We start from the raw sequence: 23,818 nt of genomic DNA, 5'->3' as shown, positions 1-23,818 counted from the left end.
ACCTTTACCTAAGAACATAAGGCTCAGACGGTGCCACTGTATACAACTCGTCTAGCACGTCATTTCCAAGTTCATAAAACTGCTGCGGGCCCGGCAGCGCCGCCGGGTAGGCCACCGCGGCTACGTAGCCCGCTGCTGCCTCAAAGGTGCTGACCACCCACCTAGGTACTTGGCCGGGGCTAGCTACGTGGTGCTGACCATCCAAAGCCGGCACTTGGGCAAACTCGGCATCGATGCCCCGCCCAGTCGCTTTCACAAAGGCTTCCTTACGCGTCCAGAGTTGGTAAAACGCATGAGTTGGCACCAGGCTGCGCTCGATGAATGCTTTTTCGGCGGGGCTAAAGCTGTAGTCGAGCACCTCTTGAAAAGCAAACTGCGGGGCGAGGCGCTCTATATCAATACCTACTTCTGCCTTGGCTACGGCCAGCAGCACCCAGTCGCCGGCGTGCGATACGTTGTAGTGCAGCCCTGGGGCCTCGCGTAGGCGCGGCTTCTTAGCGGCGCCCGGCTCGAAGTGTAGGCCGGCTGGCGGCAGCCCTAGGTAGGCACCCAGCACCAACCGCTGGGCCGCCCGCCCCAGCACAAAGCGGTGGTAGTCTTCGGCGCGGTGGTAGCGCTGGGCACGGCGCTGTTCCTCGGCCTGTAGCAGTGCCGCGGCTTGCGACACAAATGCCAGGCTACCAGTAACGTGTAGTCTAAAAATTGTTACGCCAGTCGGGGCGCCGAAAGCTGGACGTTGCCATCTTTCGGCGCCCGGCCGGGTATTACACGTCAGTAGCACGGGCAGCTCGCCGGGCGGGGTGGCATCTAGCTCAGGCTTACCTAGGTGCACTGGTCGAGGGCAGCTTGCAGAATCTGGGCACATTCGGCATCGTGAGGCGGGGCAAACATGTGGAAGTGATTGCCGGGCAAGTCATATGTTTTCACGCCCGCCGTAGCAAATTCTCGCCATCCTAGGTAGGTGTAATCTTCCATATAATAGAGCCGCTCCTTGCTGCGAAACACGTGAACGACAATATTCTGCGGCCGCAACCGATACTGGCGCTGCGCCAGCGCATGCACAAGGCCCAGCTTGTAGGGATGCCCATTAATGCGCTCGTACTGCTCGGCCGGACTGTATTGAAGCCGCTCTACCGTGGCTCGCCGAAGCGACTGCACCTTCATTCGCATAGCCTCACGCGGACTATTTTTCAACGCCACCGCACTGTAGAGCAATTGCTTAACAAGCTGGATACCTCGTTTCCATGTCTTATGCAGCCAGGGGTCGTAGTGGTCTGTCTGCGCGGCGTAGGTATCGAACATACCTAGGAATGTCACCTGCTTGCCCGCCTCGATGAGCTGCCGGGCCATTTCAAACGCTACAATGCCCCCGAACGAATAGCCTGCCAGTGCATAGGGCCCATTAGGATTAGCCGCTACGATGGCTGCTACGTAATGCGCTGCCATTGCTTCCACGCTTGCGGCGGGCTCTTCAATGCCATCGAGCCCCTTGGCCTGCAAGCCATACACGGGCTGGTCGGCTGCCATCTGCTTTGACAGCGCGTTAAATATGAGCACATTGAACCCTGCCCCATGCACAATATATAAAGGCGGCCTAGTGCCCTGGGGCTTGATGGGTACCAGCGAACTCCAGGCGCCGGGTGGGCTAGCTTGCTGCAACACGGCCGCTAGCTTCGCCACAGTTGGGTGCTCAAACAGTGTGGCCAAGGGCAAGCGCTGGCCAGTGGCTTCGGCCAGGCGGGCCATCACCTGCACCGCAATGAGGGAGTGCCCGCCTAGCTGAAAGAAGTCATCGTTTAGCTCAACCTGCGTTACCCCTAGGCACTCCTGCCAGGTGGCAGCTACGAGCTTTTCGAGGTCGGTGCGGGGCTGACTTGGGGTGAGTGCGCGGCCTGCCTCCGTGCTGCTGGGCGCTGGTAGTGCTTTGCGGTCGAGCTTGCCATTGAGCGTCAGGGGCAGCGCGGGGAGCGTCACAAAGTCGCTGGGCACCATGTAGGCGGGCAGTTGGCTCAGCAGCGCCTGCTGCCAGCGACTGATGCGGGCCTTGTCGAGCGGCGCGGACACCGGGTTGGCCAGTACTAGGTAGGCTACTAGGCGCTCGTCGCCGGGGTGGCGCTCATAGGTGCCAATGACGGCTTGGCGCACTTCGTCGAAGGCTTCGAGGGCATGCTCGATTTCGGCGGGCTCGATGCGGTAGCCCCTGATTTTCATTTGCTGGTCGAGGCGCCCTAGGCATTGCACCTCGCCCGAAGGCAGCAGCCGGCCTAGGTCGCCGGTGCGGTAAAGCAGTGCCCCCGGCTGGCTAGCAAAGGGATTAGCCACAAACTTTTCGGCCGTGAGGGCAGGGCGGTTTAAGTAGCCGCGGCCCACACCGTCGCCGGCAATGCATAGCTCGCCCGGCGTGCCAGGAGCCACTGACCGGCCGTGCTCATCCAGAATATAAAATTGGGTATTGGCGATAGGATGGCCGATAGTCACCTCTGTATCGGTGCGGCCCATCTGCTTGACCGACGACCAAATGGTGGTTTCGGTGGGCCCATATAGGTTCCATACCGCCTGGCTGCGAGCCAACAGCCGGCCAGCCAGCTCCAGCGGCAAGGCCTCGCCCCCGCACAGCACTTTTAGCGGCAGGGGCTGCTGCCAGCCCGCATCAAGCATCATGCGCCAGCTAGAGGGCGTGGCTTGCATGATGGTGATTTTCTCCTTTTCTACCAGCCGCAGTAGTTCTTGGCCCTCTTTGGCCGCGTAGGCATCGGCCAGCACTACAGTGGCTCCGCTTACTAGGGGCAGGTACAGCTCTAGGCCCGCAATATCGAAGGAGATAGTGGTAATGGCTAGCAGCTTGTCATCGGCGGTGATACCCGGCGCCTGCTGCATGCTGCATAGAAAGTTTACAGCATTGCGGTGTGTAATTTCCACTCCTTTAGGCTTGCCAGTCGAGCCCGAGGTATAGAGCACATATAGCACCTGCTGGCTGTCGGGTAGCGCAGCGGGCTCCTGGTCGGAGTAGCTGCGCGACAGCTCTAGGGCCTCGTCGATGGCCAGCACGCGGGCTGTGGTGGCCAGCGCAGCCGAGGCCGAAGCTAGCAGCAACCGAGCTCCTGCATCGGCGAGCATAAATTCGAGCCGCTCGGCCGGGTAAGCGGGGTCGAGCGGTACGTAGGCGGCCCCGCACTTCATGAGTGCCAGCAGGGCAATGACCAGCGCAGGCGAGCGCTCTACCGCAATACCCACTACATCGCCGTGCTGCACACCCTGATGCCAGAGGTAGTTAGCCAGCTGATTGGCGCGGCGGTCTAGGTCGTAATACGACAGTTCCTCTTGGCGAAACCGCAGTGCCGGCCGCGCGGGCGTGGCGCGGGCCTGCTCGGCAATAAGCTGGTGCAGCAGCTTGTGCGCAGGATAAGGCTGCGCGGTGGCATTGAGCGCCTGATAGGCCGCAGCCAGCGGAGCAGCCTCGCCCTGCACTAGCGCCTTGAGGCTAGTAGTAGGCTCGGCAATAATGCGTCGCAGCAACGCCTCGAAGCTGGCCATCCAGAAGCCAATGGTTTCGGCTTTGAATAGGTCGGTATTGTAAGACCATTCCAGCACTAAGTCTTGCTCGGTACCGCTGGCATTCAAAAACAGTTCGAAGCTTTCGTAGGCCCTAGGGTTGTTAATCAGCTCGTAGCGCAAGCCCTCAAACGCCACCTCGTTGGTCAGCCCAAGGTCGATGTTGAACACCACCGGCACCAACGGCACCCGGGAGGCATCGCGGGTTAGGCGCAGTTTCTTGAGTAGGCTGCCGAAGGTGAGCTGCTGGTGCTCGTAGGCGTCGAAGAGTGCCGTTTTGCGCTGCCGCAGGTAAGAAACAAAGTCACCGTCGCCGTAGGGCTGGCTACGCAAGGGCAGCAGGTTTACGCAGTGCCCCACTAGTTGCGGCAGCCCACTGGCCGACTGCCCGGCCGCCGGCAGCCCTACCACTACGTCGTTTTGGCCAGTGAGCCGGGCCAGCAGCACCTCAAAAGCTGCCAGCAGCGTCGTCACAAAGCTACTACCAGCTCCTAGGCCTACTTTTTTGAGGCCCGCTACTAGGCTAGGAGCCAATGGATAATCGGCGCGGGTGCTGCGGTAAGTGCGCACGGCCGGCCGGGTAAAGTCGGTGGGCAAAGCCACCACTGGCACCGAACCTTGGTACTGCGCCAGCCAGAATTGCTCGACCACTTGATAATCAACGCTGCGACTAAAAAGCAACTGCTGGTCGGCGTATTGGCCAAACGGCGTGGTGGCCGGCAACGCAGGTACTAGCCCTTGATAGTAAGCCGAGTACAACGCACTAAGCTCTTGCAGCAAGATACCCAGCGACCATCCATCACACACAATATGGTGGGCCGTCAACACCAGCTGATGCTCCTCGGGCGCTACGCTAAACAGACTGGTTTTCAGCAGCGGCCCGTGTAGCAGGTCAAACACATACTGTGCATCGTGGGCCACGCAAGCGGCCACTACCGCTTGCTGCTCAGGGGCGCCTAGGTCGGTGATGGCTTGGTAGGCAATCTCCAGCGGCAGCTCTCGAAAGACGCAGCTGTATTTACCATCGGCGCTGAAGGCCGAGCGCAGGGCCTCGTGGCGCTGCCCCAGCGCCCGCAGCGCTCGCTCAAGCGCAGTGCGGTCGAGCGGCCCTACTAGGCGCAAGGTCACCGACTCGTTGTAGGCGCGGCTGGCATCGTCGCCGCCGAGCAGGCACGCCGCCCAAATCTCGGCCTGCGACTCGGTAATGGGTACTAGCCGCAGCAGCTCGGGCCCGGCGAAGGGGTCAAACTCTACTTCGGCCACCGTGGCCAAGCGCGCGGGCAGACGCGCTATGAGCGGGTCATCAGTAAAAATCTTGCTCATAGCCCGTTAGTTCACGCTAAGTTGGCGGTAGCTGTCGGGGCGGCTGGGGTCGGCCACAAACCAAGCGGGGTTGCCGGCCCGGTCGCGGCCCAGGCGGGCGCCGGGCGCGGGTGGCTGGTTGAGCTGCTCGGTGGTACCTAGGGCGGGCGCCGCCGGGCGAGCCACAACGGGCCGGCTCGACTTGAGGAAGCCGGCGGTCACCAGCTCATGGGCGCTGGCTAGGCAAGCCGCTACTATCTGGTCAACTTCTGATGCGGTGTGGGCCGTGGTGAGGAAGCACGGAAAACCATCCCAGATGTGAATACCTTTCTCGCGCATGAGCGTAAACAGCAGCTCATTATACGGCAGCTCGTCGTAGAATTTAATTTTCCAGAGCGACCCAAACTGCGCCACGTAGAAGGGCAGTTGCTGACGCTCGAGCTCGGTATTGAGCGCATGGGCTAGCCGCTCGGTGCTGGCCGTCAGCTCTTGCTGCAACCTAGGGCCTTGCTCTTTGAGATATTGGAGCGAGGCCTTGGCCGCCGCCAGCGCCAGTGGGTGCCGCACAAACGTGCCGGCGAAGTAGGTCACGCCCGCCTCCGGAAATGAGGCGTCGCCGTACTGCCAGTGGCCGCCGTCGAGGGCGTCCATCCATTCTTCGTGCCCCGCAATCACGCCGATAGAGAGCCCGCCGCCCACCACCTTGCCGTAAGTGGCTAGGTCGGCCCGGATGCCAAACAGTGCCTGCGCCCCGCCCGGGTGCATCCGGAAGCCCGTAATAACCTCATCAAAAATCAGCGCCGTACCCGCGGCGGCCGTTACCTCGCGCACCTGCTTTAGGAATGCCACCGGCCGGAATTCGGGCCGCCGGCTTTGCACGGGCTCGACCAGTACGGCCGCCAGCTCGTGCGCCCGCTCCTGGATGATGCGCAGGCTCTCGTCAGTACCGTAGTCCAGAATGAGCATGTTTTGAACAGCTTCGGGCATAATGCCAGGCGCCGCCGGGAAGGACTTGAGCTGCTTGGTGCCGCGCACCAGCACCTCATCAACAATGCCGTGATACGACCCCGTGAAGGCCACCACCAGCGAGCGCCCCGTAATGGTGCGGGCCACACGCAAGGCACCTAGGACGGCTTCTGAGCCAGTATTGCACAACGCAACCCGGTCGAAGCCCGTGAACTCGCACAGCAGTTTGCTGACCTCGCCGGCCAGCACGTGCTGGGGCCCTATCTCGTAGCCCTGCTCAATTTGGGCGTGCAACGTTTCTTTCAGAAAAGCCGGCTGGTAGCCTAGCAGCGACGACCCAAACCCGTTGAGGGCGTCGATGTACTCGTTGCCGTCGAGGTCCCAGAGGCGACTGCCCTGCGAGCGGTTGACTACCAGCGGATAAACCAGTTCCTTGGTCAGCGGCCGGAAGCCCGATACCACGCGCGGGTCGGCCATGCGGGCGCGGTGCTGCTGCGTATAGGCCTTGCTGGCGGCAGTTTTTTTGGTGTAGCGGCGAGTCAGCTCCTGCAAAAAGGCCTGCTGCCCCGGCCCTAGCTCGGTAGCTTGGCGCTCGATGCGGGCAGTGGCTCCGAAAGGCTTTTTCAATTCGGCAACTTCTTCTGCCGAAAGTTCGGGCGCTGAAGAGAGCGCTTGTGCTACGGGCGCAGGGGCTGGCGCCACAGCACCTAGGGCCGGGGCGAGTGGCGCTACGCTAGGTGCTGCCATTGGCAGCGGCACCGCGGCAGCCGTACTGGCTTGCACCAGGGCCACTTGCTGGGCAATAAGCTGTAGCTGCTGAGCCAGCAGGCCCAGCGTGTCGCTGGCAACTGGCGCGGGGAGCATTGGCCCCGCCATGAAGGCCCCCACTGGGACTATGGCGGGCGCAGGCACCGCTAGTGCGGGGGCAGCCGGTGCAGGAGCAGGCACTGGCGCCGCAGGAGCGGCTGGTGCTTCGGCTGGTAACTGCTGGTCTAGGTAGTCAACGAGCTGGCCTAGGGTCGCATATTCCTCATTCAGCTGCCGGAAAGTGATGGGCAAGCCAAACTCTTTTTTCAGCGTGATGGCCAGTTGCGTCAGCAGCAACGAATCAAACCCAACTTCCAAGAAGCTGGCGGTGGGTGGGGCGGTTGTTAGCTCAATGCCGGAGGTTTCCTCCAGCAAGGTTCGCACCTTGGTAAGCAGCGTAGTCTTTCTCATACTAATGGCAGAAGGAAGTAGCGGGGTAGTAGCAGGTAGTAGCGGGCGAGGCAGCTCCTCTGCCGCGGGCGCCGCCGAAGAACTGGCGACAGCGGCAGGAGGGTCGACCCAGCACCGCTGGCGGTCAAAAGCGTAGGTAGGCAAGCTGATTTTGCGGCGCGCTTGCCCAAGATATAAGCGAGACAATTCTATAGCCAAACCATTCATCCACAATCCACCCATTGTCGCCAACATGGCGTGGCTATCAGTGTGAATGGTGGCCGGGGGTAAGCCCGGTAGCACAGCCGCTGCGCGCCCCCCCAGGTGCGGCCGGGCCAGCGCGGCTAGCACGCCGCTAGGCCCTACTTCGAGCAGCAGTGGGTTGGCAAGGCTCCCTAGGGTATCGAGGGCCTCGGCAAAGCGCACGGTGCGCCGCAAGTGCTGCGTCCAGTATTCAGGGTCGGTGGCTTGGGCATCGGTCAGCCAAGTGCCACTGACGGTAGATACCACCGGCCGCTGGGGGCGGTGCAGTGCCACAGTAGCCACCGCCGCCCGGAAGGTAGGCAGCACGGGCTCCATCATGGCGGAGTGAAAAGCGTGGCTGGTAGCGAGCACCCGGCTCGGGATGGCCTGCGCGTCGAGCCACTGCGCGAAGGTGGCTACGTCTTCGTCGGGGCCGGCTACCACGCAGCGGCGGGCGCCATTAGTGGCCGCTAGCGAGAGGGCGGCTGGCAGCTGGGCTAGTACTTCGGCAGCGGGCAACTGCACTGCTAGCATACTGCCGCGCGGCAGCTCGCTCACCAGCTGGGCGCGGGTGGCCACGAGCCGCAGGGCATCGGCCAGCGTGAACACACCCGCCAGGTGGGCCGCCACAAACTCGCCCACACTGTGGCCGCACAAAATACTAGGTCGAATGCCCCAGCTCTGCCACAGCTGCGCCAGGGCGTACTCCGTCACGAAAAGCGCCGGCTGGGTGTAGCGCGTATTTTTTAGGCGTTCTTCAGCACCGCTGCTGCCCGGCGCAGGATACAGCACCTCACGGATATCCATGGCTAGCTGGTCGTGCAGCAGGGTCGCGCATTCGTCTATCGCTTGGCGATAGGCGGGCTCATGCTCGTAAAGGCCGCGCCCCATGTTTAGGTATTGCGAGCCCTGGCCGGGGAAAAGAAATACCGTTTCACCTGGCACTGTGGCTACAGTCTTCGTGCCGCCTAGGGTGCCTGCTGGGCGCTGAAGTGCAACTGCCGCTTCGGCCGCGGTGCTTGCCACTACAAAGCCGCGGTGCGTAAACGCCGGCCGCGTGGTGTGCAGCGTAAAAGCCGCATCGGCTAAGGAAATAGCCGAACTAGCACCTAGGTGCTGCGCCAACTGCTGGGCGTAGGCAGTGCGGCTGGCTTCTGACTTGGCCGACCACGTGAGGAGCTGCGCCGGGCGCTCGGCGCTCGCTGGGGTCGGGTCGGTGAGTTCGGGCACCACGTACTCTTCTAGCACCACGTGCACATTGGTGCCTCCCACACCGAAGGAGCTTACCCCAGCACGACGAGTACCGGCTGGCTGCCAAGGCGAAAGCTTGGCGTTGACGAAGAAGGGACTAGCCGCAAAATCAATGTGCGGGTTGGCTGTTGTAAAGCCTAGTGAGGCCGGCAGCTGCTGGTAGCGCATAGCCAGCACAGTCTTGATAAAGCCCGCCACCCCGGCTGCCGCCGTGAGGTGCCCTAGGTTGCTTTTGATGGAGCCTAGGGCGCAAAACTGCTGGGTTGCCTGCTCCCCAAATGCCATAGCCAGGCCCTCGATTTCGATGGGGTCGCCAAGCGGCGTGGCAGTGCCGTGGGCCTCCACGTAGCTGATGGTGGCGGGGTCAATAGCGCCATCGGCCAAGGCCTGGCGAATGGCACCAGCCTGGCCCTCGGCGCTGGGGGCAGTGAAGCTGCCCTTGCCAGCGCCGTCATTATTCACCCCCACCCCTTTGATAATGGCGTGGATGGTATCACCATCGCGCTGGGCCGCGGCGAGGGGCTTGAGCAGCACTACCCCGGCCCCATCGCTGAACACGGTGCCCTGCGCCTGCGCATCAAACGGGCGGCAGTGGCCATCGCCGCTCAGCATGGCGCCTTCTTGGTAAAGGTGGCCGCTGCGCAGCGGCGCCGTGATGCTGACGCCACCCGCCAGCGCTACCTCGCATTGGCCGCTACGTAGGCTTTGCACGGCTTGCGTAATGGCCAGCAGCGACGTGGAGCAGGCCGAGTACACACTCACGGCCGGCCCCGTGAGCCCTAGCTGGTAGGCTGTGCGCGAGGCCAGGTAGTCCTTCTCATTTACCGTCATTACCTGAAACTCGCCTAGCTGCGCCACCCGCTCGGGGTTGCGCAGCACGTGGCGCAGGTAGTAAGTATTATTACCACTGCCCGCAAACACGCCCACACGCCCAGCGTAGGTCTGGGGCAAATAGCCAGCCTCTTCCAGCGCCTCCCAGGCTATTTCCAGAAATACCCGCTGCTGCGGGTCCATCAGCTCGGCCAGCTTGGGTGGCAGATTAAAAAAGCGGGTGTCGAAATCCTCCGCGTGGTCAATTACGCCGCGGGCTGCTACGTACAGCGGGTCGTTTTTGAGTGCCGCCGGAATTGACGCATCTAGCTCTTCAGAGCTAAAAAATCGAATAGTTTCGCGACCCTGCGCCAGCACATCCCACAGCTCCGCCACCGACGCCGCCCCCGGAAAGCGTCCCGCCAAGCCAATGACCGCAATGTCGCCTGCATGACTGACGCGGGCTTGGCTAAGGTCGGCCGGGACCGGGCGAGACTGGCCCCCACCACCTAGGTAGGCAGCCAGGCCAGCCGCCGTTGGCAGCTGGTAAAGCTTGGTGATGGGCACGGCGTATTGGTGCCGCTTTTGGAGAGTAGCAACTGTTTTTTGGGCCAGTAGCGAGTTGCCGCCTAGCTCAAAAAAATTGTCGTCGGCCCCTATCTCATCTAGCTGCAGCAGCTCAGCCCAAAGCTGCGCCACGTGCTGCTCGGCACCGGCGGCTGGCCTCCGAAACGGCACACCTAGGGCAGGGCGCTTGCGCTCGGGAGCAGGTAGGGCTTTCTTGTCAACCTTACCGCTAGTAGTTTTGGGTAGCTCGGCTAGCCACACAAATGCACTGGGCAGCATGTAGTCGGGCAGGCGCTCGGCCAGCGCCTGGCGCACCACCGATACCGCTGGCTCGGCACCGGGCGCAGCCACGAGGTACGCCACTAGCTGAGGCGAACCGGTAGGGCCAGCGTGGGCCACCACCACGGCCTGCCGAACGCCCGGCAAATCGGCCAGCGCCACCTCCACCTCCCCTACCTCGACGCGGTGCCCGCGGATTTTAACCTGGTCATCTTGACGCCCCAGAAACTCGATGTTGCCATCGGGCAGGTAGCGCCCTAGGTCGCCAGTGCGGTAAAAGCGCTTTCCATCTGCGCCTTGCACAAATTTTGCCCCTGTGAGCGTGGGTTGATTGAGGTAGCCTTCGGCTAGGCACGTACCGGCAATGCACAGCTCGCCCACTTTGCCAGCGGGCACGGGGCGCAGCTCGGTATCTAGAAAGAAAACCTCGGTGTTAGCAATAGCTTGGCCGATGCCCGGCAGTGCAGGCCAGGCAGTCGGCGAGCCCGCCAGGCGCAGCTGCGTCACGACGTGGCACTCGGTGGGGCCGTACTGGTTGTAGAGCACGCAGCCGGGCAGCGCCGCGCAAAAGGCCGCGAGCTGCGGCGTAATCTTAAGCTGCTCACCGGCCGTCATGATTTCGCGCAAAGCGCTGGGAAAGCGCTGAGCGCTTACGGCGGCTTCGGCCAGGGCTTGCAGCGCCACGAAGGGCAAAAACAGCCGGCTGACAGCTTCTGCCTCAAGCAATTCCAGCAGGCCGTCGAAGTCGAGGCGCTGCTCTTCATTAAGCAGTACCAGTGTGCCGCCTGTAGTCAGGGTAGCGAAAATCTCCTGAAACGATACGTCAAAACTCAGCGGCGCAAACTGCAAGGTGCGCGTGCCAGGGCCCGCCAGCGAATGCTCGTTTTGCCACTGCAGCAAGTTCACCAGCGCCTTGTGGCCCATGCACACGCCCTTAGGCTCGCCAGTCGAGCCAGAGGTATAGAGCACGTAGGCCGCTGCACCCTGGGTCACAACTTGGCTTTCAGAAGTATGTGCTGCGTCGGAAGCAAGAACTTGCAAGCCCAGTGCTCCTAGGGCAGCGGCATCTGTAGGGGGCGCTACGCAGCTCGTGATGCCCGAGCTGGCCACGAGCTGCGCCAGGCGCTGCGTGGGGTAGCTGGGATTAAGAGGCAAGTATGCTTTGCCCGCCTTCAGAATGGCCAATGCCCCCACGACCATATCGAACCCGCGCGTGGTGCTGAGGCCCACCAACTCGGCGGCTGGGGCTTGGTGCCGAATAGCCCGGCTAAGCTGGTCGGCCCGCGCCAGCAGCTGTGCGTAGGTATAAGTGGCGGCCCCATCTACCACAGCTGGTTGGTTGCGATACCGCTGAGCCGACTGCTCGACGAGCTGATGAACTGCTACGAAAGCAGCTTTGCTCTCTTCGTACATATCTAAAGTTTTTAACCAAGTATCAGCAAACTCAACCTACCCTGCCCAACGGTTTAGACAGCGCTGCACGGCTACTGATTACTAGCAAGCCAATCTTATTTATTTTATAAATTATGTTTATCATATATACAATAGAATCAGAATGGTAAATAATAAAGGGCTTTTAGCTAGTAGCACTCGATTAGAATAGGTCCTTTATAATTGACAAGTAACAAAGCTGGTCTTTTGCAACTCTATTTATTAGCTTAACAAGGTATTATTCTCGGTAAACTGCTTAAGATGCTATGCTGGCTATTTTATCGCTACTAGCTGAAAGGCCGCAAGCTGTGGGTTATAAAAGCAGATTTGACCTTACTCATTACCTATAGAATAATATTATGTGACATTATAATACAATATTAAACCAAACCTATTTTCAAAACTACTATCGAGTAACCTGAAGTGTAGCATGATGCTAAGTCAACTTTAAAAAATAGTAATCACTGTCGCTTTGCTCATTAACCACCCCTGGGTGCGCTGTGCCGTGGTAGGCAGCTAGCCCACCACTTTGCCAGGTAGCAGGCTACATGGCGCCCTTTTCCGAGCGGCGGGCTGCCATCTTTGTATTTCTATTTCGCTTCTATCTCATGGCTACTCCCCTGCTGCACTTTCTTGAACAAGGCGACCCGGCCGCGCCACCCTTGGTGATTTTGCACGGCCTCTTTGGCACCCTCGACAACTGGCAGACGCTGGCACGCCGCTGGGCCGACGAAGCCGGCTTGCGGGTAATTAGCGTGGACTTACGCAACCACGGGCGCTCGTTTCATGCACCTGAGCACAGCTACGCCCTAATGGCGCAAGACGTGCTGGCGCTGTTTGACCACCTAGGGCTCGATTCGGCGCGCCTCACGCTACTGGGGCACAGCATGGGCGGCAAGGTGGCCATGACCCTGGCCCTAGGTTACCCCGAGCGGCTGGCGCAGCTCATCGTGCTCGATATCGCGCCGCGCTTTTCGGACATGGAGCATCAAGATGATATCATTGCGGGCTTGCAGGCCGTGGACCTAAGCACCATCCAGAACCGGCAGCAGGCTGAGGCGGCGCTGTTGCCGCGCATTCCGCAGCTGGGCGTGCGGCAGTTTTTGCTGAAAAACCTGTACCGGCGCGAGGACAACTCCTTTGCCTGGCGTATCAACCTACCGGCGCTGGTTGAGAACCTAGCGGCCGTGGGCCAGGAAATCTCATCGGCCCAGCCGTTCCTGAAGCCCACACTATTTATCCGGGGCGGCAAGTCGGACTACATCACGGCCGACGACAAGCTGCACGGCATTCCAGCGTTGTTTCCCAACTCCCAGGTGGCTACCGTGCCCGATGCCGGCCACTGGGTGCACGCCGAAAAGCCCGACGAGATTTTTGGGCTAGTGCGCAACTTCGCTTTTATGAGCCATTAACAATGAGCGACGGGCAGGCTTACAATACATCGCCTGCCCTTCTTCTTTCGCTGCTCATTATTCACTGCCCATTGCTCATTAATATGCTTTACCTCCTCCCTACCCCGCTGGCCGAGGGCACGGCGCCGCAGGTGCTGCCGCCGCAGGTGGTGGCGGCCGTGGCTCGGCTGCCCTACTTTCTGGTCGAAAACCTGCGCACGGCCCGCCGCTTCGTAAAGGAGGTGGCCCCGCACCGCGTCATCGAAGACATTCGCTTTGAGCTGATTGACAAAGACAGCACGCCAGCTCAAGTGCGCGCCGCGCTAGAGCCACTGCTCAAGCAGGGCCTCGAAGCGGGCGTACTGTCGGAAGCCGGCTGCCCCGGCATTGCCGACCCCGGCGCGGCACTGGCGCAGGAGGCGCACCGGCTGGGGCTGCCGGTGCGGCCACTGGTGGGGCCGTCGAGCATCTTACTAGCGCTCATGGGCTCGGGGCTCAATGGGCAGCGGTTTGCATTTCACGGGTATTTGCCCATCGAGAAAGGCCCGCGCATTGCGGCCATCAAGCAACTCGAAAAGGAAAGCGCCCAGCGCGACCAGTCGCAGCTGTTTATCGAAACGCCCTACCGCAACGACCAACTGCTGGCCGACTTGCTGGCACACCTAGGGCCCGCCACGCGCCTGTGCGTAGCCGCCGACCTTACCGCGCCCACCGAGTATGTGCGCACGCTGCCCGTGGCCGATTGGCGCCGCCTGCCCGAGTTGCCCAAGCTGCACAAGCGGCCCGCAGTATTTGCGCTTGGCAAGTAGCGAAGCGAGGTAGCAAGGCTACTGCCCTTAGTTGGCCTTCAAGAACTTCGCTCGCTGGCCGGTGGTGGCGTCTTGCACAAAGTATAGGCCAGCAGGCAAGCTGCTTACATCTAGTTGCGGCTGGCTAGGGCTGGTGGTGGCGTGCCGCACAGGCCGGCCTAGCTGGTCTAGTATGCTAAACTCGGAACCCGCCGCCCCAGCCACAGTGAGTGTCCCGACAGTGGGGCTAGGATATGCTAGCAACCGGGTGGCTAGGGCCTCGGCCTGCACCGCCACTACTGGGCTAAAAGTGGCCGTGCCATCGTGGTCGAGCTGCCGCAGGCGGTAGTAGCGCCGGGCGGCGGAGGTAGCTTCGGCATCTACAAACTGGTAAGTACGGGCCTGCGCAGAAGTGCCCGCGGCTTGCACCCGCCCAATGGCTTGGAAGTTGCCGGGGGCATCGGCAGCGGCCCGCTCCACCACAAACTGGTCGGCAGCGTGCTCCGAGGCGGTGCCCCACGACAGCGACACGCCCGCCGGCGTAGCCGCGGCCTGGAAGCTGGTGAGCACTACCGGTAGGGGCGCTGCCGTGCTAAAGGCCTCGTATATCTCAATGTCTTGGCCTAGGGCTAGCACAGAGAAGAAAACTAGCTCTATCTGGTTGAAGGGCTGAGTCGGGGTAAAAGAGATTCGCCGAATACCCGAGACTTCAATCTTCAGGTTCAGTAAATCGCTGCTCAGTAAATGGCTATCGACGGGGGTAATGGTAGAGCCGTCCTTGTAGAAAGTATTCAGGGTAGCGCCACCTAGCAGGGCAGCCGAAATCAGAATATTCGGTTTGATGTACATGCCCGCCTCTTTGCCTGCAGCGGCCGTGGTGGGGAAGCTGACCCGCAGCCTAGTGTAGCCGAGCAGTAAGGAGGGCTTGATGGTGGCATTGGTGGCTAGGTTGCCATCGGCCGCCCGAGTGTTATCCGACACAATGCCTTCTTCCATCACTACTTTATTAGCGTATTGGATTTGAGCATGGGCACTGGGCAGGCTAAGGAAAAAGCTAACAAAAACGGGCAGCAACACCCGCAGTTGATATAGGACTTTAAAATGCATCAGGAAAAGGATAGTAACGTACCCTTCCGTTTTCGCAAATTATTTACCAGCGCCTTTTTTATAGAAATCGTTTATCCAAATCTGCTTAAGATACTAATTCCTATTGTCGAGCTCGTACCAGTATGAGACAAGCCCGTCCCATACTAACCAGTGCCAATAGTATTAAATCAATAACAGCGTCCGTTCATCAGCTTAGAAGCTAACCTCAAAAACCGTGCGCCCATCGCCCTCCGTTTCGAGCCGAAAAGTGAAGCCGTGCGCTAATAAAATGTCGCGCACCAACGTAAGGCCGATGCCCTGGCCGCCTGCCTTGGTGCTGAAAAACGGCGTGAATAGCCGCTGGCTGACCTCGGGGCTGAGCGGCGCGCCATCGTTGGCGACACTGAGCGTGAGCGGCTGACTGGTAGTAGTCACCCACACGCTACCACCACTAGGGCCGATGGCTTCGAGGGCGTTTTTGGCCACGTTGAGCAGGGCCTGGGTTAGCTGCTGCGAATCGGCCTGCACCAAGAGCGGACCAGCTGAGGCCAACTGCCAGTGCCAAGCTATGCCCTGGGCCGCGCTGCGCGGCGCTAGCAAGTGCCCTAGGTCGCGCAGCAGGGCGTGCAGGTCGGTGGGGTGCGGGGCGGGCGGGGGCAGGCGCACCAAGCGGGCGTAGCCGGCCACAAAGTCGGCGAGTTGGGTGTTGCGCACGATGCTGACTTCCAGGGCCTGGGCAAAGTCGGCTTGGTCGGCCGGGGCCAGCTGCGGGGTGTAGTGCCGAAAGCTGCCCAGCAGCGAGTTTACCGCCCCAATGGAGTTGTTGACCTCGTGCGCTACTAGCCGGATGAGCTGCTCGTAGGTCTGCTTTTCCTGGGCCCTGATTTCCTGCGTCAGCTCTTCCAGCACCACAAAGCGCCGCTGAAAGCCCCGGTCGAGAAAGTGCGCGGCAGCGGCCCGGTAGGTTTGGCCGCCGGGGAGGCGCACGGTCTGGGGCTGGCCAGCAGCTAGGTCGGCCAGCACCGCTCCCCACGGGGCGGGTAGCGCCGCCACCGCTCGGCCATTCAACGCTGCTGCCGGCTGACCTAGGGCCCGCGCCGCTGCCGCATTGGTGCTGGCAATGAGCTGGTCGAAAGTCAGTATCAGGATGCCGGCCGGTGAGGCTTGGATAAGCCGCTCGAGCAGCACGCTTTGTTCGTGCTGGCTTACGCGCTCCTGGCGCAGGGCATCGAGCATGTGGTTGTAAACCGCCACAAGCTGGTCGAGCGCAGGCTGCCCCACCGGCTGAAACTTCAAATTGAAATCTTGGGCTTGCAGCGCTGCCGTGCCCGCTTCAATGAGGCGAATGGGCTGCATAAAGCTGCGGTACAGCTGCCACGCCAGCACCAGGCTGCCCAGCAGCACTACCTCGCACGTGATGAACAGCGCCACATTAGTGGTGCGCGCCTGCGCCGCCAGGGTGATGAGTACCGCATACAGCGGCAACAGAAACAGAAGCAGCTTGAGGCGCATAGTTAGGAAGTGTCATTGCGAGCGCAGCGAAGAGCAATGACACCTGTTGAACTGCGCCGTTTGTGTTCCTTCCGTGCAGGTGCTATTGCTGCGCTCGCAATGACAGATTATTATCGGTCTCTACTCGCTATACGGAATCCCAAACTTATCTAACCTTCTGTACAATGCCCCACGGCTTAGGCCCAGTGCCCGCGCTACCTGGCTGAGATTGCCCCGATAATGCGCTACGCTTTGGCGAATGGCCTGCTCCTCTAAGGCCTCCAAGGTCATGGTGCCGGGGGGCGGTAGGGCGGCCTCGGTAGTGGCGGCGGGCGGCCCTAGGTGCCGCGCCTGGAAGTCGGCAGGCGTGAGCTCGTCGTGCGAGCTGGTGAGCACGGCGCGCTCCACCAAGTTTTTAAGCTCCCGAATATTGCCGGGCAATGCCTGCGCTTGCAGCCAGTGGACCGCGGCCGCCCCTAGGCGTAGGCCGGGGCGGCGGTAGGTGGCTTGTAGCTGGCCAATGAAATAGCGCGCTAGGCGCGGAATATCGTCGGCCCGCTCGCGCAGGGCGGGCAGGTGCAGCGTAATGAGGTTGAGCCGGTAAAACAGGTCTTCGCGAAAGCGGCCCTGGGCTACGAGCTCGGCCAGGTTTTTATTGGTAGCGGCCACTACCCTGATATCGAGGCGGCGGGGGCGCGAGTCGCCAAGCACCTCGTAGGTGCGGTCTTGTAGCACGCGCAGCAGCTTTACCTGGCTGGCCAGCTCTAACTCGCCAATTTCGTCCAGAAAGATGGTGCCGCCGTTGGCCAACTCGAAGCGGCCGACGCGGTCGGCGCGAGCATCGGTAAAGGCGCCGCGCCGGTGGCCAAACAACTCGCTTTCAAATAGCGACGATGAAATGCCACCTAGGTTCACTTTTACGAAGGGCTGGGTACGGCGCGGGCTGTTTTGGTGCAGGGCCTCGGCAATGAGCTCCTTGCCAGTGCCGCTTTCGCCTTCTATTAGCACCGAGGCGTCGGTGGCGGCTACTTGCCCTACTTGGCGCAGCACAGCCAACAGCCGCGGGTCTTCGCCCACGATGCTACCTAGGGCAAACTGCCGGTCGAGGGCCGGGCGGCCGGGCAGCGGTGCGGCCTCGGCGGGCGCGTGCAGCGCCAGCACGGTAGCTATGGTTTGGAGCAGCGTTTCGTTTTGCCAGGGCTTGGTAATGAACTCAGCCGCGCCCGCCTTCATGCCCGCCACCGCCAGCGCAATGCTGCCCCAGCCCGTGAGCAGAATGACGGGCACCTGCGGCGCTAGGGCTTTGAGCTGACCTAGGAGCGCCAGCCCGTCGGCCCCGGTAGTGGCAGCCGTAAAATTCATGTCGAGCAAGATGAGCCGGGGCGCGGCTGCTTGCACGGCGGCCAGCGCCTCGGCAGGGCCGGCCACAGCCTGTGCCGGGTAGCCCGCCTGCTTCAGTAGCAGCTGTAGCGACACGCGCACGGCGAGGTCGTCGTCGACAATTAGTATCATGTTCTATCATATCCTGCCCTTGCGAGCGTAGCGAAACCATCGCACCTGAGCAACATGGCTGCCTAGGTGCGATGGTTTCGCTACGCTCGCAAGGACAAACGTACTTACCGGCCGCTTACGCTCCCGCCGCTGCTGGTGCGCTTGGTGAGTTGTGGCGAGCCCTTGTAGCTGATGCTGCCGCCGCTGCTGGCTTGGGCCACGAGGTCGTCTTTCACGGCTAGTTGTATTGAGCTGCCGCTGCTGGCTTCGGCGCGGGCGCGCTCGGATTGCAGGTCCTTGCCGTCGAGGGTGGCGCCGCTGCTGCTACGCACGTCTACGCTGGTGGCCCGGCCGCTGAGGTCGGCGGTGCTGCCGCTGCTTTGGCGCACGGTGAGGGTATTGGTGGCGAGGCTGGCTTTCACCGTGGCCCCCGACGATACGTCGAGCTGGAAGTTGTCGGCGTCGAAGTCGCCTGAAGCGCGTACCGACGAGCCGCTGTGAGCTGAAAGGGCTGTGAGTTCGTCGGCCGTGACGGTGGCGCGCAGGTGCTTGTTGCGGCGCATCGTACCGTTGCGGTCGTCCCGGTTATCGTAGCGCAGCGTCAGCACGCCATCTTTCACGGTGGTTTCGATGTGGTCGCGCAGCTCGGGCGTATCGGCGCTCACTTCCACGTGCTGGCCGTGGCCAGCAGTCAGCGTCAGTTCGATGCCGGTGCCCACGTTGATGGCATGGAAAGCGGGCACCTGGCGGGTTTGGGTATCTTGAGCGTGGGCCGTAGTGAGGGCAGCGAGGCCAAGCAGTGCGGGAAGCAGTAGGTTTTTCATGACTCAGAAAGACAAGTGGCGTGAAGATGCTATTTGGTTGGTTTTGCCTAGGGTACCAGGCCGGCGGGGCATCCGTTACAAGGGACCAAAAAATAAGTAGCTGTGCCGAGTTGGCTGCCTTACTAGATGCGGCAAAGGTGGTAGCCGTTGCCGCGGGTCCCAAGAATATTATCCCAACTGGCGCTGACCTTACACCAACGCGGCTTTTAGAGTCTCTTCCTACTCCTCGCGCAAGGCCACGGCCGGCTGGATGCCCGCCGCCAGCCGGCTGGGGTAGAAGGCGCAGCCGGCCGCCAGCGCGTAGAGGCCTAGGGTGGCCAGCAACATAGCCGTTAGGTACACGCCCGCCTTAATGTTGAAGACACCCAGCAGTGGAAACTGCGCCGCCACCAGCAGCCCTAGCACCAGCCCGAAGGTGGTCAGCGTCAGGATTTCGCCCAGCACCTGCCCGCTGATGGCCGCGCCCGTGGCCCCCATGGCCCGGCGCACGCCCAGCTCGGCTCGGCGCTGGTTGATGTTGAGCCACAGCACGCCGAAGAGCCCTAGGGCCACATTCACCAGCAAGAACACGCATACCACGCCCAGCACGGCGGGCAGCGTCAGCAGCACCTTGAGCTTGGAGAGGCGCTGCTCGCGGAGCGTCGTGATATCGCTGCTCCAGCGGCCGCCGCTGGTGAGGCGGATGTCGTCGGACAGGCGCTTGGCCAGGGCTGCGCCGGTGCCGGGCTGCACCCGCACCAGTAAGGTATTCAGGGCCGTAGTGGTGTCTTGCGGGCTAATGTAGCCAAACAGGGCCGACCTAGGCTCGCTCAACTCGCCACCGGCGCGATAGGGGCCGCTGATGCCCACGACAACGCGCTCTTGATTTTCGTGAAAGCCGTAATGGATGACTTTGCCTAGCGCCGACTGTCCATCCGGGAATAGCTCGGCCTGCGTGGCTTCGGTAATAACCACCGGCGGGCGGCGGGTGGGCGTTTCGTCGCGGCGGTCAAACCAGCGGCCGGCCACCAGGCGCACACCCATCACCTCGCGCAGCTCAGGCCCCCCCGAGTAGAAGTCGGCCTCTTCGGTGCGCCGCTGGGTGTCGCCCGTTCCCGTGGTGATGTTGCCGCTGTTGCCATTGTACGAGAAGGGGGTCGTATCCTCGGTGCGGCTCACGACCTCTACGCCGGGGGTAGTTCGCAGCTTGGCTAGCACGCGCTGCAAGGTGGCCACCTGCTCGGCGCGGGGCTGACTGCCCGAGTTCAGGTTAATCTGCCACACGTTTTCGTAGGCAAAGCCCAGCGGCGCCTGGTAGTTGCGCCACAGGTACACGCCCGTGCTGCCCACCGCGAAGAGCACCACAAAGGCCATAAACACTTCCAGAATCAGCAGGCCATTGGCCCGCTTGCGGTTCCACATCAAGGTAAACAGGTGGCGTAGCATAAGTAAGTAGCAATGAGCAATGAATAATGAGCAGGAGCGTTACCTAGGGCTAGCTGCCGGCGTCGCCTTTCAGGGCCTTTACCGGGTGCAGCTTCGACATTTTGTAGGCCGGGTAGGCGCCCGACAGGATGCCGAAAAACAACACGATAACCAGCGCCGCCCCAAACACGCGCTCGTTGAGGGCGTAGGTCGCGTAGGGGATGAAGTGGCTGCTGTTGAGCAAGGCCAGCGCGCCCGCGGCCAGCCCTAGGCCCAGGATGCCGCCGAGCAGCGTCAGGAAGATATTCTCGACCAGGAACTGCCCCACCAGCCGCCCGCCCGTAGCCCCGAAGGCCTTGCGCACCCCAATCTCGGAGGCGCGCTCCAGGGTGCGGCTCACGTTGATATTGACCAGGTTGAGGGCCGGCAGCAGCAGAAACAGCAGCCCTAGGACCAGCGCGGCACGGGTAAAGACCTTAGCCCCGCCCTCGGGGCCGCCCTCCATGTTGAAGCGTGCCGTAAGCGTGCCCAGCAGGGTGTGGGCGTAGCTGCGTATTTGCTTATACTGCTTGGGGTCGGGCAGGGGTAGGTGGTCAATTACCCGCTGGTATTCCTGCTGCACGAGGGGCACGTCGGCGGCCTGCCGGGCCAGCACAATGGCTTGGTAGCGCCCTAGATAGCTGGGGTCGCGCAGGTTGTCGGTAGAGAGGGTAATGGGCAGCCACGCCTCGGCGTAGGTGTTGATGCGCGAGATGCTGACGTCGCGCACCACGCCCACCACCTGGTAGCGCACGGCATCCAGCTCTACCGGGCGGCCCACGGCCGCGGCCACGTTGCCGAAGTAGCGCCGGGCGGTGGTTTCGTTGAGAACGGCCACGTGGGCAGCGTCGCGCACCTCGCGGGCATTGTAGGGCCGGCCGGCCACGTAGTCGAAGTCGAGTACCTGCCAGAACTCGCCATCCGTGAATTTGCGGTCCAGCTTCAGCGTCTGGTCGCCCACGTAGGCGGTCACGGTGCTAAAGTTGCCCAGGCTGAGTGATACTTTTTCGGGCGTCTTCAGGGTGCGCAGGTGCCGCTCCAGGAAGTCGTAGCCTAGGTTGGAGTTGCTGGTGCCGCCTTCGCGGTACACCAGCTGCATCCGGCTCACAAACAGCAGCCGGTCGGCTTTCAGCTCCGGTCGGTGCGGTCCCGCCACGTAGTCGAACATGGCGTAGACCACTAGCATAATCATGAGCGTGAAGCTGATGCCGAACAGGCTAATGGCGGTGAAAAATTTGCGCCGCAGGAGCACCTTCCAGGCGATTTTGAGATAAGAGAGAAGCATGGCGAGTAACGAGTAATGAGTAATTGACAATGAGCAATGAGCAGGTAGGAAAATGAGCGAACGGTCGGTTAGCACAATTGCTCACTGTTCATTGCTCATTAATAATTGGCCCTAGGCCACCTGCCGACCGTCGAAAAACCGTATCAATCGCTGGGTTTTCAGGGCCTGCTGCTCGTCGTGGGTTACCATCACGAGGGTGGTTCCCTGCTCCCGATTGAGACCTAGGAGCAGCTCCATTATTTCCTCGCCCATCACCGAGTCGAGGTTGCCGGTGGGCTCGTCGGCCAAAATAATTTCGGGCTCGCCGGCCAGGGCGCGGGCAATGGCCACGCGCTGCCGCTGCCCACCCGAGAGCTGCGCCGGAAAGTGCTTGGTGCGGGCCGTGAGTCCTACTTTATCGAGGGCCTCTATGGCGCGGCGGCGGCGCTCACTGCTCCCGATGCTGGGCCGGTAGAGCAGCGGCATCTCCACATTGTCGAGCACCGAAAGGTCGTTAATAAGGTGGTAGCTCTGGAAGACGAAGCCGATTTTATGATTGCGCAGCCCGGCCAGCTCTTTATCTGAGTAGGAGGTCACGGGCCGACCATCTATCTCGATAGTGCCGCTGCTGGGCTCATCGAGCAGGCCCATGAGGCTAAGCAAGGTCGATTTGCCGCAGCCGCTGGGGCCCATTACCGACACAAACTCGCCCCGGTTGATGGTGAGGTTGACTTGGCTGAGCGCCACGGTTTCGATGGTGCGAGTTTGGTAGACCTTCTCGATGTTGGCGAGGCGGATGACGGGGGAGGTGGTGGAAGTTGACTGCATAAAAAGCGCGTTAAAATCGTCTGTCATACTGACGAAAGGCATCTTGGCGGAATAGTTTTCAAGCTGATAAAGCGGCCAAGATGCTTCCTTCGTCAGCCTGACAATCGTACAAAAGCAGCTACTCGGCAGCCAGCGGCTGCCCGGTTTCAAAATCAAATAAAGTGAGCCCGCGCAGCCGGTAGTGGGCCACCCACCCGGCCCGCAGAGCCAGAATGTAGCTGCGCCGCGCGAGGTCTTTGGCCGCCGAGGCCAGCGTGAGGTCGGTGAGCGAGAGGCGACCGGCCTCGTAGGTGGCGCGGGTGATAGCGTAGCGGCGCTGCGCCAGCGTATCGGCGCGAGCGGCTAGGCTGGCTCGCCCGGCTAGGGCGGGCACCTGGGCCGCCTGCGTGAGCACAGTTTGCTCGAAGGCGCGCTCATCTTGGGTCACGACGGCCTGGGTTTGGTCGCGGGCCAGCTCGGCGGTGCGCACGGTGGCGCGGCGGCGGCCCCAGTCCACGAGCGGCAGCGAAAAGGCTAGCGACACCTGTTGCTGATTTTGCAGCGCCCGGTAGCTGTCGAGCAAGTAGGGCGCCTGGTTTACATAGCCGAGGTTGGCGGTGAGGGTGGCCAGAAAGCCGGTAGTGCCGCGGGCCTGGGCCACATCGCGGGCGGCTTGCAGCTGCTGCCGCTGGAAGGCCAGCGGCGCGGCGCGGTGCTGGCGGGCCTGGCTCAGGGCCTCGGTGGGCACCACGGCCAGGGCCGGTGCGGGCGCAGGCACGACCAGCGGCGGCACGGCCTCGGTGGTAGCAGGGCCGGGCAAGGTGCAATAGGTGCGCAGGCTAACGGCGGCACTTTCGGCATCGAGGCGGGCCTGCACTTGAGCCTGCTGAGCGTCGAGCAGGTTGAGCTCTAGCTGCACCAAGTCGCTCTGCGAAAGGCGACCTAGGGCGTATTTCTCGCGGCCCACGCGCAGCAGCTCGGCGGTGGCCTGGGCATTCTGGCCGGCCACCGCGGCATTTACTTGCTGCAACAGCACATCGAAGTACAGCTCTGTCACGCGCTGGGCCAGGGCTTCGCGGTCTTCGAGATACTGGCGCTGGCTTTCCTGGTAAAGCAGCGGCGCGATACGGCGGCTCCAGCGCAGGGCATTGAAGTAGCCCAGCGGCTGTGTAAGCCCTAGGGTAAAGGGCTGGTTATTATAGCGCTTCTCACTGCGGGCAAAGTCATCGAAGCGCTGCACCTGCGAGCCAATGACGACTTGCCCACCCGTGAGGCCAATATTCTGGCTCAGGCCCACCCCTAGCAGCGAGTTATTGTAGCGCACGCTCTGAAACTCGGTAGTGCCATCGGGCTGCACCACCGGGATGATGGCGCGGTTGAAGTTGGGCACCGTACCGGCCAGCGTCAGCTGCGGGCGGTAGTTGGCCTGGTAGGCGCGGAAGGCCCAGTAGCCACCCTCGCGGGCCGCCCTTGCCTGTAAGCTGGCGGCCGAAGTAGCCAGGGTTTGCTCGATAAGAGCGGGTAGCGTGAGGGTTTGGGCGGACGTGCTAAAGGCAATCAATCCTAGCAAGAGGCCCGCCGTTAGACCCCACCCCCCGGCCCCTTCTCCGCTTAATGCGCGGAATCCTCCGGGAG

At 61.9% G+C, this 23,818-nt stretch carries 13 protein-coding genes; 2 read left to right on the top strand and 11 right to left on the bottom strand.

The annotated features are described in order from the left end of the window. Window positions 1-4 precede the first annotated feature (4 nt). The 3 genes from FNT36_RS21650 to FNT36_RS21640 are packed head-to-tail and all read right to left on the bottom strand — an operon-like array spanning window position 5 to window position 11,580. A complete protein-coding gene (locus FNT36_RS21650; protein ID WP_233636133.1) occupies window positions 5-832 on the bottom strand; it encodes a 4'-phosphopantetheinyl transferase family protein in 828 nt (275 codons plus the stop codon). Beyond that, window positions 823-4,875, bottom strand: coding sequence for a non-ribosomal peptide synthetase (locus FNT36_RS21645; RefSeq protein WP_144852042.1), 4,053 nt, complete (start codon window positions 4,873-4,875; stop codon window positions 823-825). The genes FNT36_RS21650 and FNT36_RS21645 overlap by 10 nt, the downstream gene beginning before the upstream one ends. Before the next feature lie 6 nt (window positions 4,876-4,881). Beyond that, window positions 4,882-11,580, bottom strand: a complete 6,699-nt coding sequence (locus FNT36_RS21640) for a polyketide synthase (protein WP_144852040.1) — start codon at window positions 11,578-11,580, stop codon at window positions 4,882-4,884. Window positions 11,581-12,206: 626 nt separating this feature from the next. Here FNT36_RS21640 and FNT36_RS21635 point away from each other — a divergent pair. Continuing rightward, on the top strand, window positions 12,207-13,010 hold the full coding sequence (locus FNT36_RS21635; RefSeq protein WP_144852038.1) for an alpha/beta fold hydrolase: 804 nt from the start codon (window positions 12,207-12,209) through the stop codon (window positions 13,008-13,010). 83 nt (window positions 13,011-13,093) lie between these two features. Then, complete coding sequence (locus tag FNT36_RS21630) at window positions 13,094-13,798, top strand: SAM-dependent methyltransferase (protein ID WP_394348954.1); 705 nt, start codon at window positions 13,094-13,096, stop codon at window positions 13,796-13,798. A 27-nt stretch (window positions 13,799-13,825) separates the two neighbouring features. On the opposite strand, the gene FNT36_RS21625 is transcribed toward FNT36_RS21630, so the two are convergent. From FNT36_RS21625 to FNT36_RS21590, 8 genes are all read right to left on the bottom strand, one after another. Next, window positions 13,826-14,884 carry a T9SS type A sorting domain-containing protein gene (locus tag FNT36_RS21625; protein ID WP_144852036.1) on the bottom strand — a complete coding sequence of 353 codons (1,059 nt, stop codon included), beginning with the start codon at window positions 14,882-14,884 and terminating at the stop codon, window positions 13,826-13,828. Window positions 14,885-15,076: 192 nt separating this feature from the next. Beyond that, window positions 15,077-16,375, bottom strand: coding sequence for a sensor histidine kinase (locus FNT36_RS21620; protein WP_144852034.1), 1,299 nt, complete (start codon window positions 16,373-16,375; stop codon window positions 15,077-15,079). A 120-nt stretch (window positions 16,376-16,495) separates the two neighbouring features. Beyond that, window positions 16,496-17,866 carry a sigma-54-dependent transcriptional regulator gene (locus FNT36_RS21615; protein WP_144852032.1) on the bottom strand — a complete coding sequence of 457 codons (1,371 nt, stop codon included), beginning with the start codon at window positions 17,864-17,866 and terminating at the stop codon, window positions 16,496-16,498. 104 nt (window positions 17,867-17,970) lie between these two features. Further along, on the bottom strand, window positions 17,971-18,669 hold the full coding sequence (locus tag FNT36_RS21610; protein WP_144852030.1) for a head GIN domain-containing protein: 699 nt from the start codon (window positions 18,667-18,669) through the stop codon (window positions 17,971-17,973). A 219-nt stretch (window positions 18,670-18,888) separates the two neighbouring features. Continuing rightward, window positions 18,889-20,094: an FtsX-like permease family protein gene (locus tag FNT36_RS21605; protein ID WP_144852028.1), complete on the bottom strand. Its 1,206-nt coding sequence runs from the start codon at window positions 20,092-20,094 to the stop codon at window positions 18,889-18,891. Between the two features lie 49 nt (window positions 20,095-20,143). Next, window positions 20,144-21,397, bottom strand: coding sequence for an ABC transporter permease (locus tag FNT36_RS21600; protein ID WP_144852026.1), 1,254 nt, complete (start codon window positions 21,395-21,397; stop codon window positions 20,144-20,146). Window positions 21,398-21,508: 111 nt separating this feature from the next. After that, window positions 21,509-22,204, bottom strand: coding sequence for an ABC transporter ATP-binding protein (locus tag FNT36_RS21595; protein WP_144852024.1), 696 nt, complete (start codon window positions 22,202-22,204; stop codon window positions 21,509-21,511). Between the two features lie 118 nt (window positions 22,205-22,322). Then, window positions 22,323-23,744, bottom strand: a complete 1,422-nt coding sequence (locus FNT36_RS21590; protein WP_144852022.1) for a TolC family protein — start codon at window positions 23,742-23,744, stop codon at window positions 22,323-22,325. Window positions 23,745-23,818 lie beyond the last annotated feature (74 nt).

This window comes from Hymenobacter setariae (assembly GCF_007713685.1).
In the GTDB taxonomy this organism is placed as follows: domain Bacteria; phylum Bacteroidota; class Bacteroidia; order Cytophagales; family Hymenobacteraceae; genus Hymenobacter; species Hymenobacter setariae.
The sequence above is the reverse complement of the archived record's forward strand: the minus strand, read 5'-3'. Positions and strand labels throughout refer to the sequence as shown.

What these genes read in the sequence shown, in the direction of transcription:
- FNT36_RS21605 (WP_144852028.1), bottom strand. Translation starts at nt 20,094, where the DNA reads ATGCTACGCCACCTGTTTACCTTGATGTGGAACCGCAAGCGGGCCAAT.
- FNT36_RS21640 (WP_144852040.1), bottom strand. Translation starts at nt 11,580, where the DNA reads ATGTACGAAGAGAGCAAAGCTGCTTTCGTAGCAGTTCATCAGCTCGTC.
- FNT36_RS21630 (WP_394348954.1), top strand. Translation starts at nt 13,094, where the DNA reads ATGCTTTACCTCCTCCCTACCCCGCTGGCCGAGGGCACGGCGCCGCAG.
- FNT36_RS21620 (WP_144852034.1), bottom strand. Translation starts at nt 16,375, where the DNA reads ATGCGCCTCAAGCTGCTTCTGTTTCTGTTGCCGCTGTATGCGGTACTC.
- FNT36_RS21610 (WP_144852030.1), bottom strand. Translation starts at nt 18,669, where the DNA reads ATGAAAAACCTACTGCTTCCCGCACTGCTTGGCCTCGCTGCCCTCACT.
- FNT36_RS21595 (WP_144852024.1), bottom strand. Translation starts at nt 22,204, where the DNA reads ATGCAGTCAACTTCCACCACCTCCCCCGTCATCCGCCTCGCCAACATC.
- FNT36_RS21635 (WP_144852038.1), top strand. Translation starts at nt 12,207, where the DNA reads ATGGCTACTCCCCTGCTGCACTTTCTTGAACAAGGCGACCCGGCCGCG.
- FNT36_RS21625 (WP_144852036.1), bottom strand. Translation starts at nt 14,884, where the DNA reads ATGCATTTTAAAGTCCTATATCAACTGCGGGTGTTGCTGCCCGTTTTT.
- FNT36_RS21600 (WP_144852026.1), bottom strand. Translation starts at nt 21,397, where the DNA reads ATGCTTCTCTCTTATCTCAAAATCGCCTGGAAGGTGCTCCTGCGGCGC.
- FNT36_RS21645 (WP_144852042.1), bottom strand. Translation starts at nt 4,875, where the DNA reads ATGAGCAAGATTTTTACTGATGACCCGCTCATAGCGCGTCTGCCCGCG.
- FNT36_RS21615 (WP_144852032.1), bottom strand. Translation starts at nt 17,866, where the DNA reads ATGATACTAATTGTCGACGACGACCTCGCCGTGCGCGTGTCGCTACAG.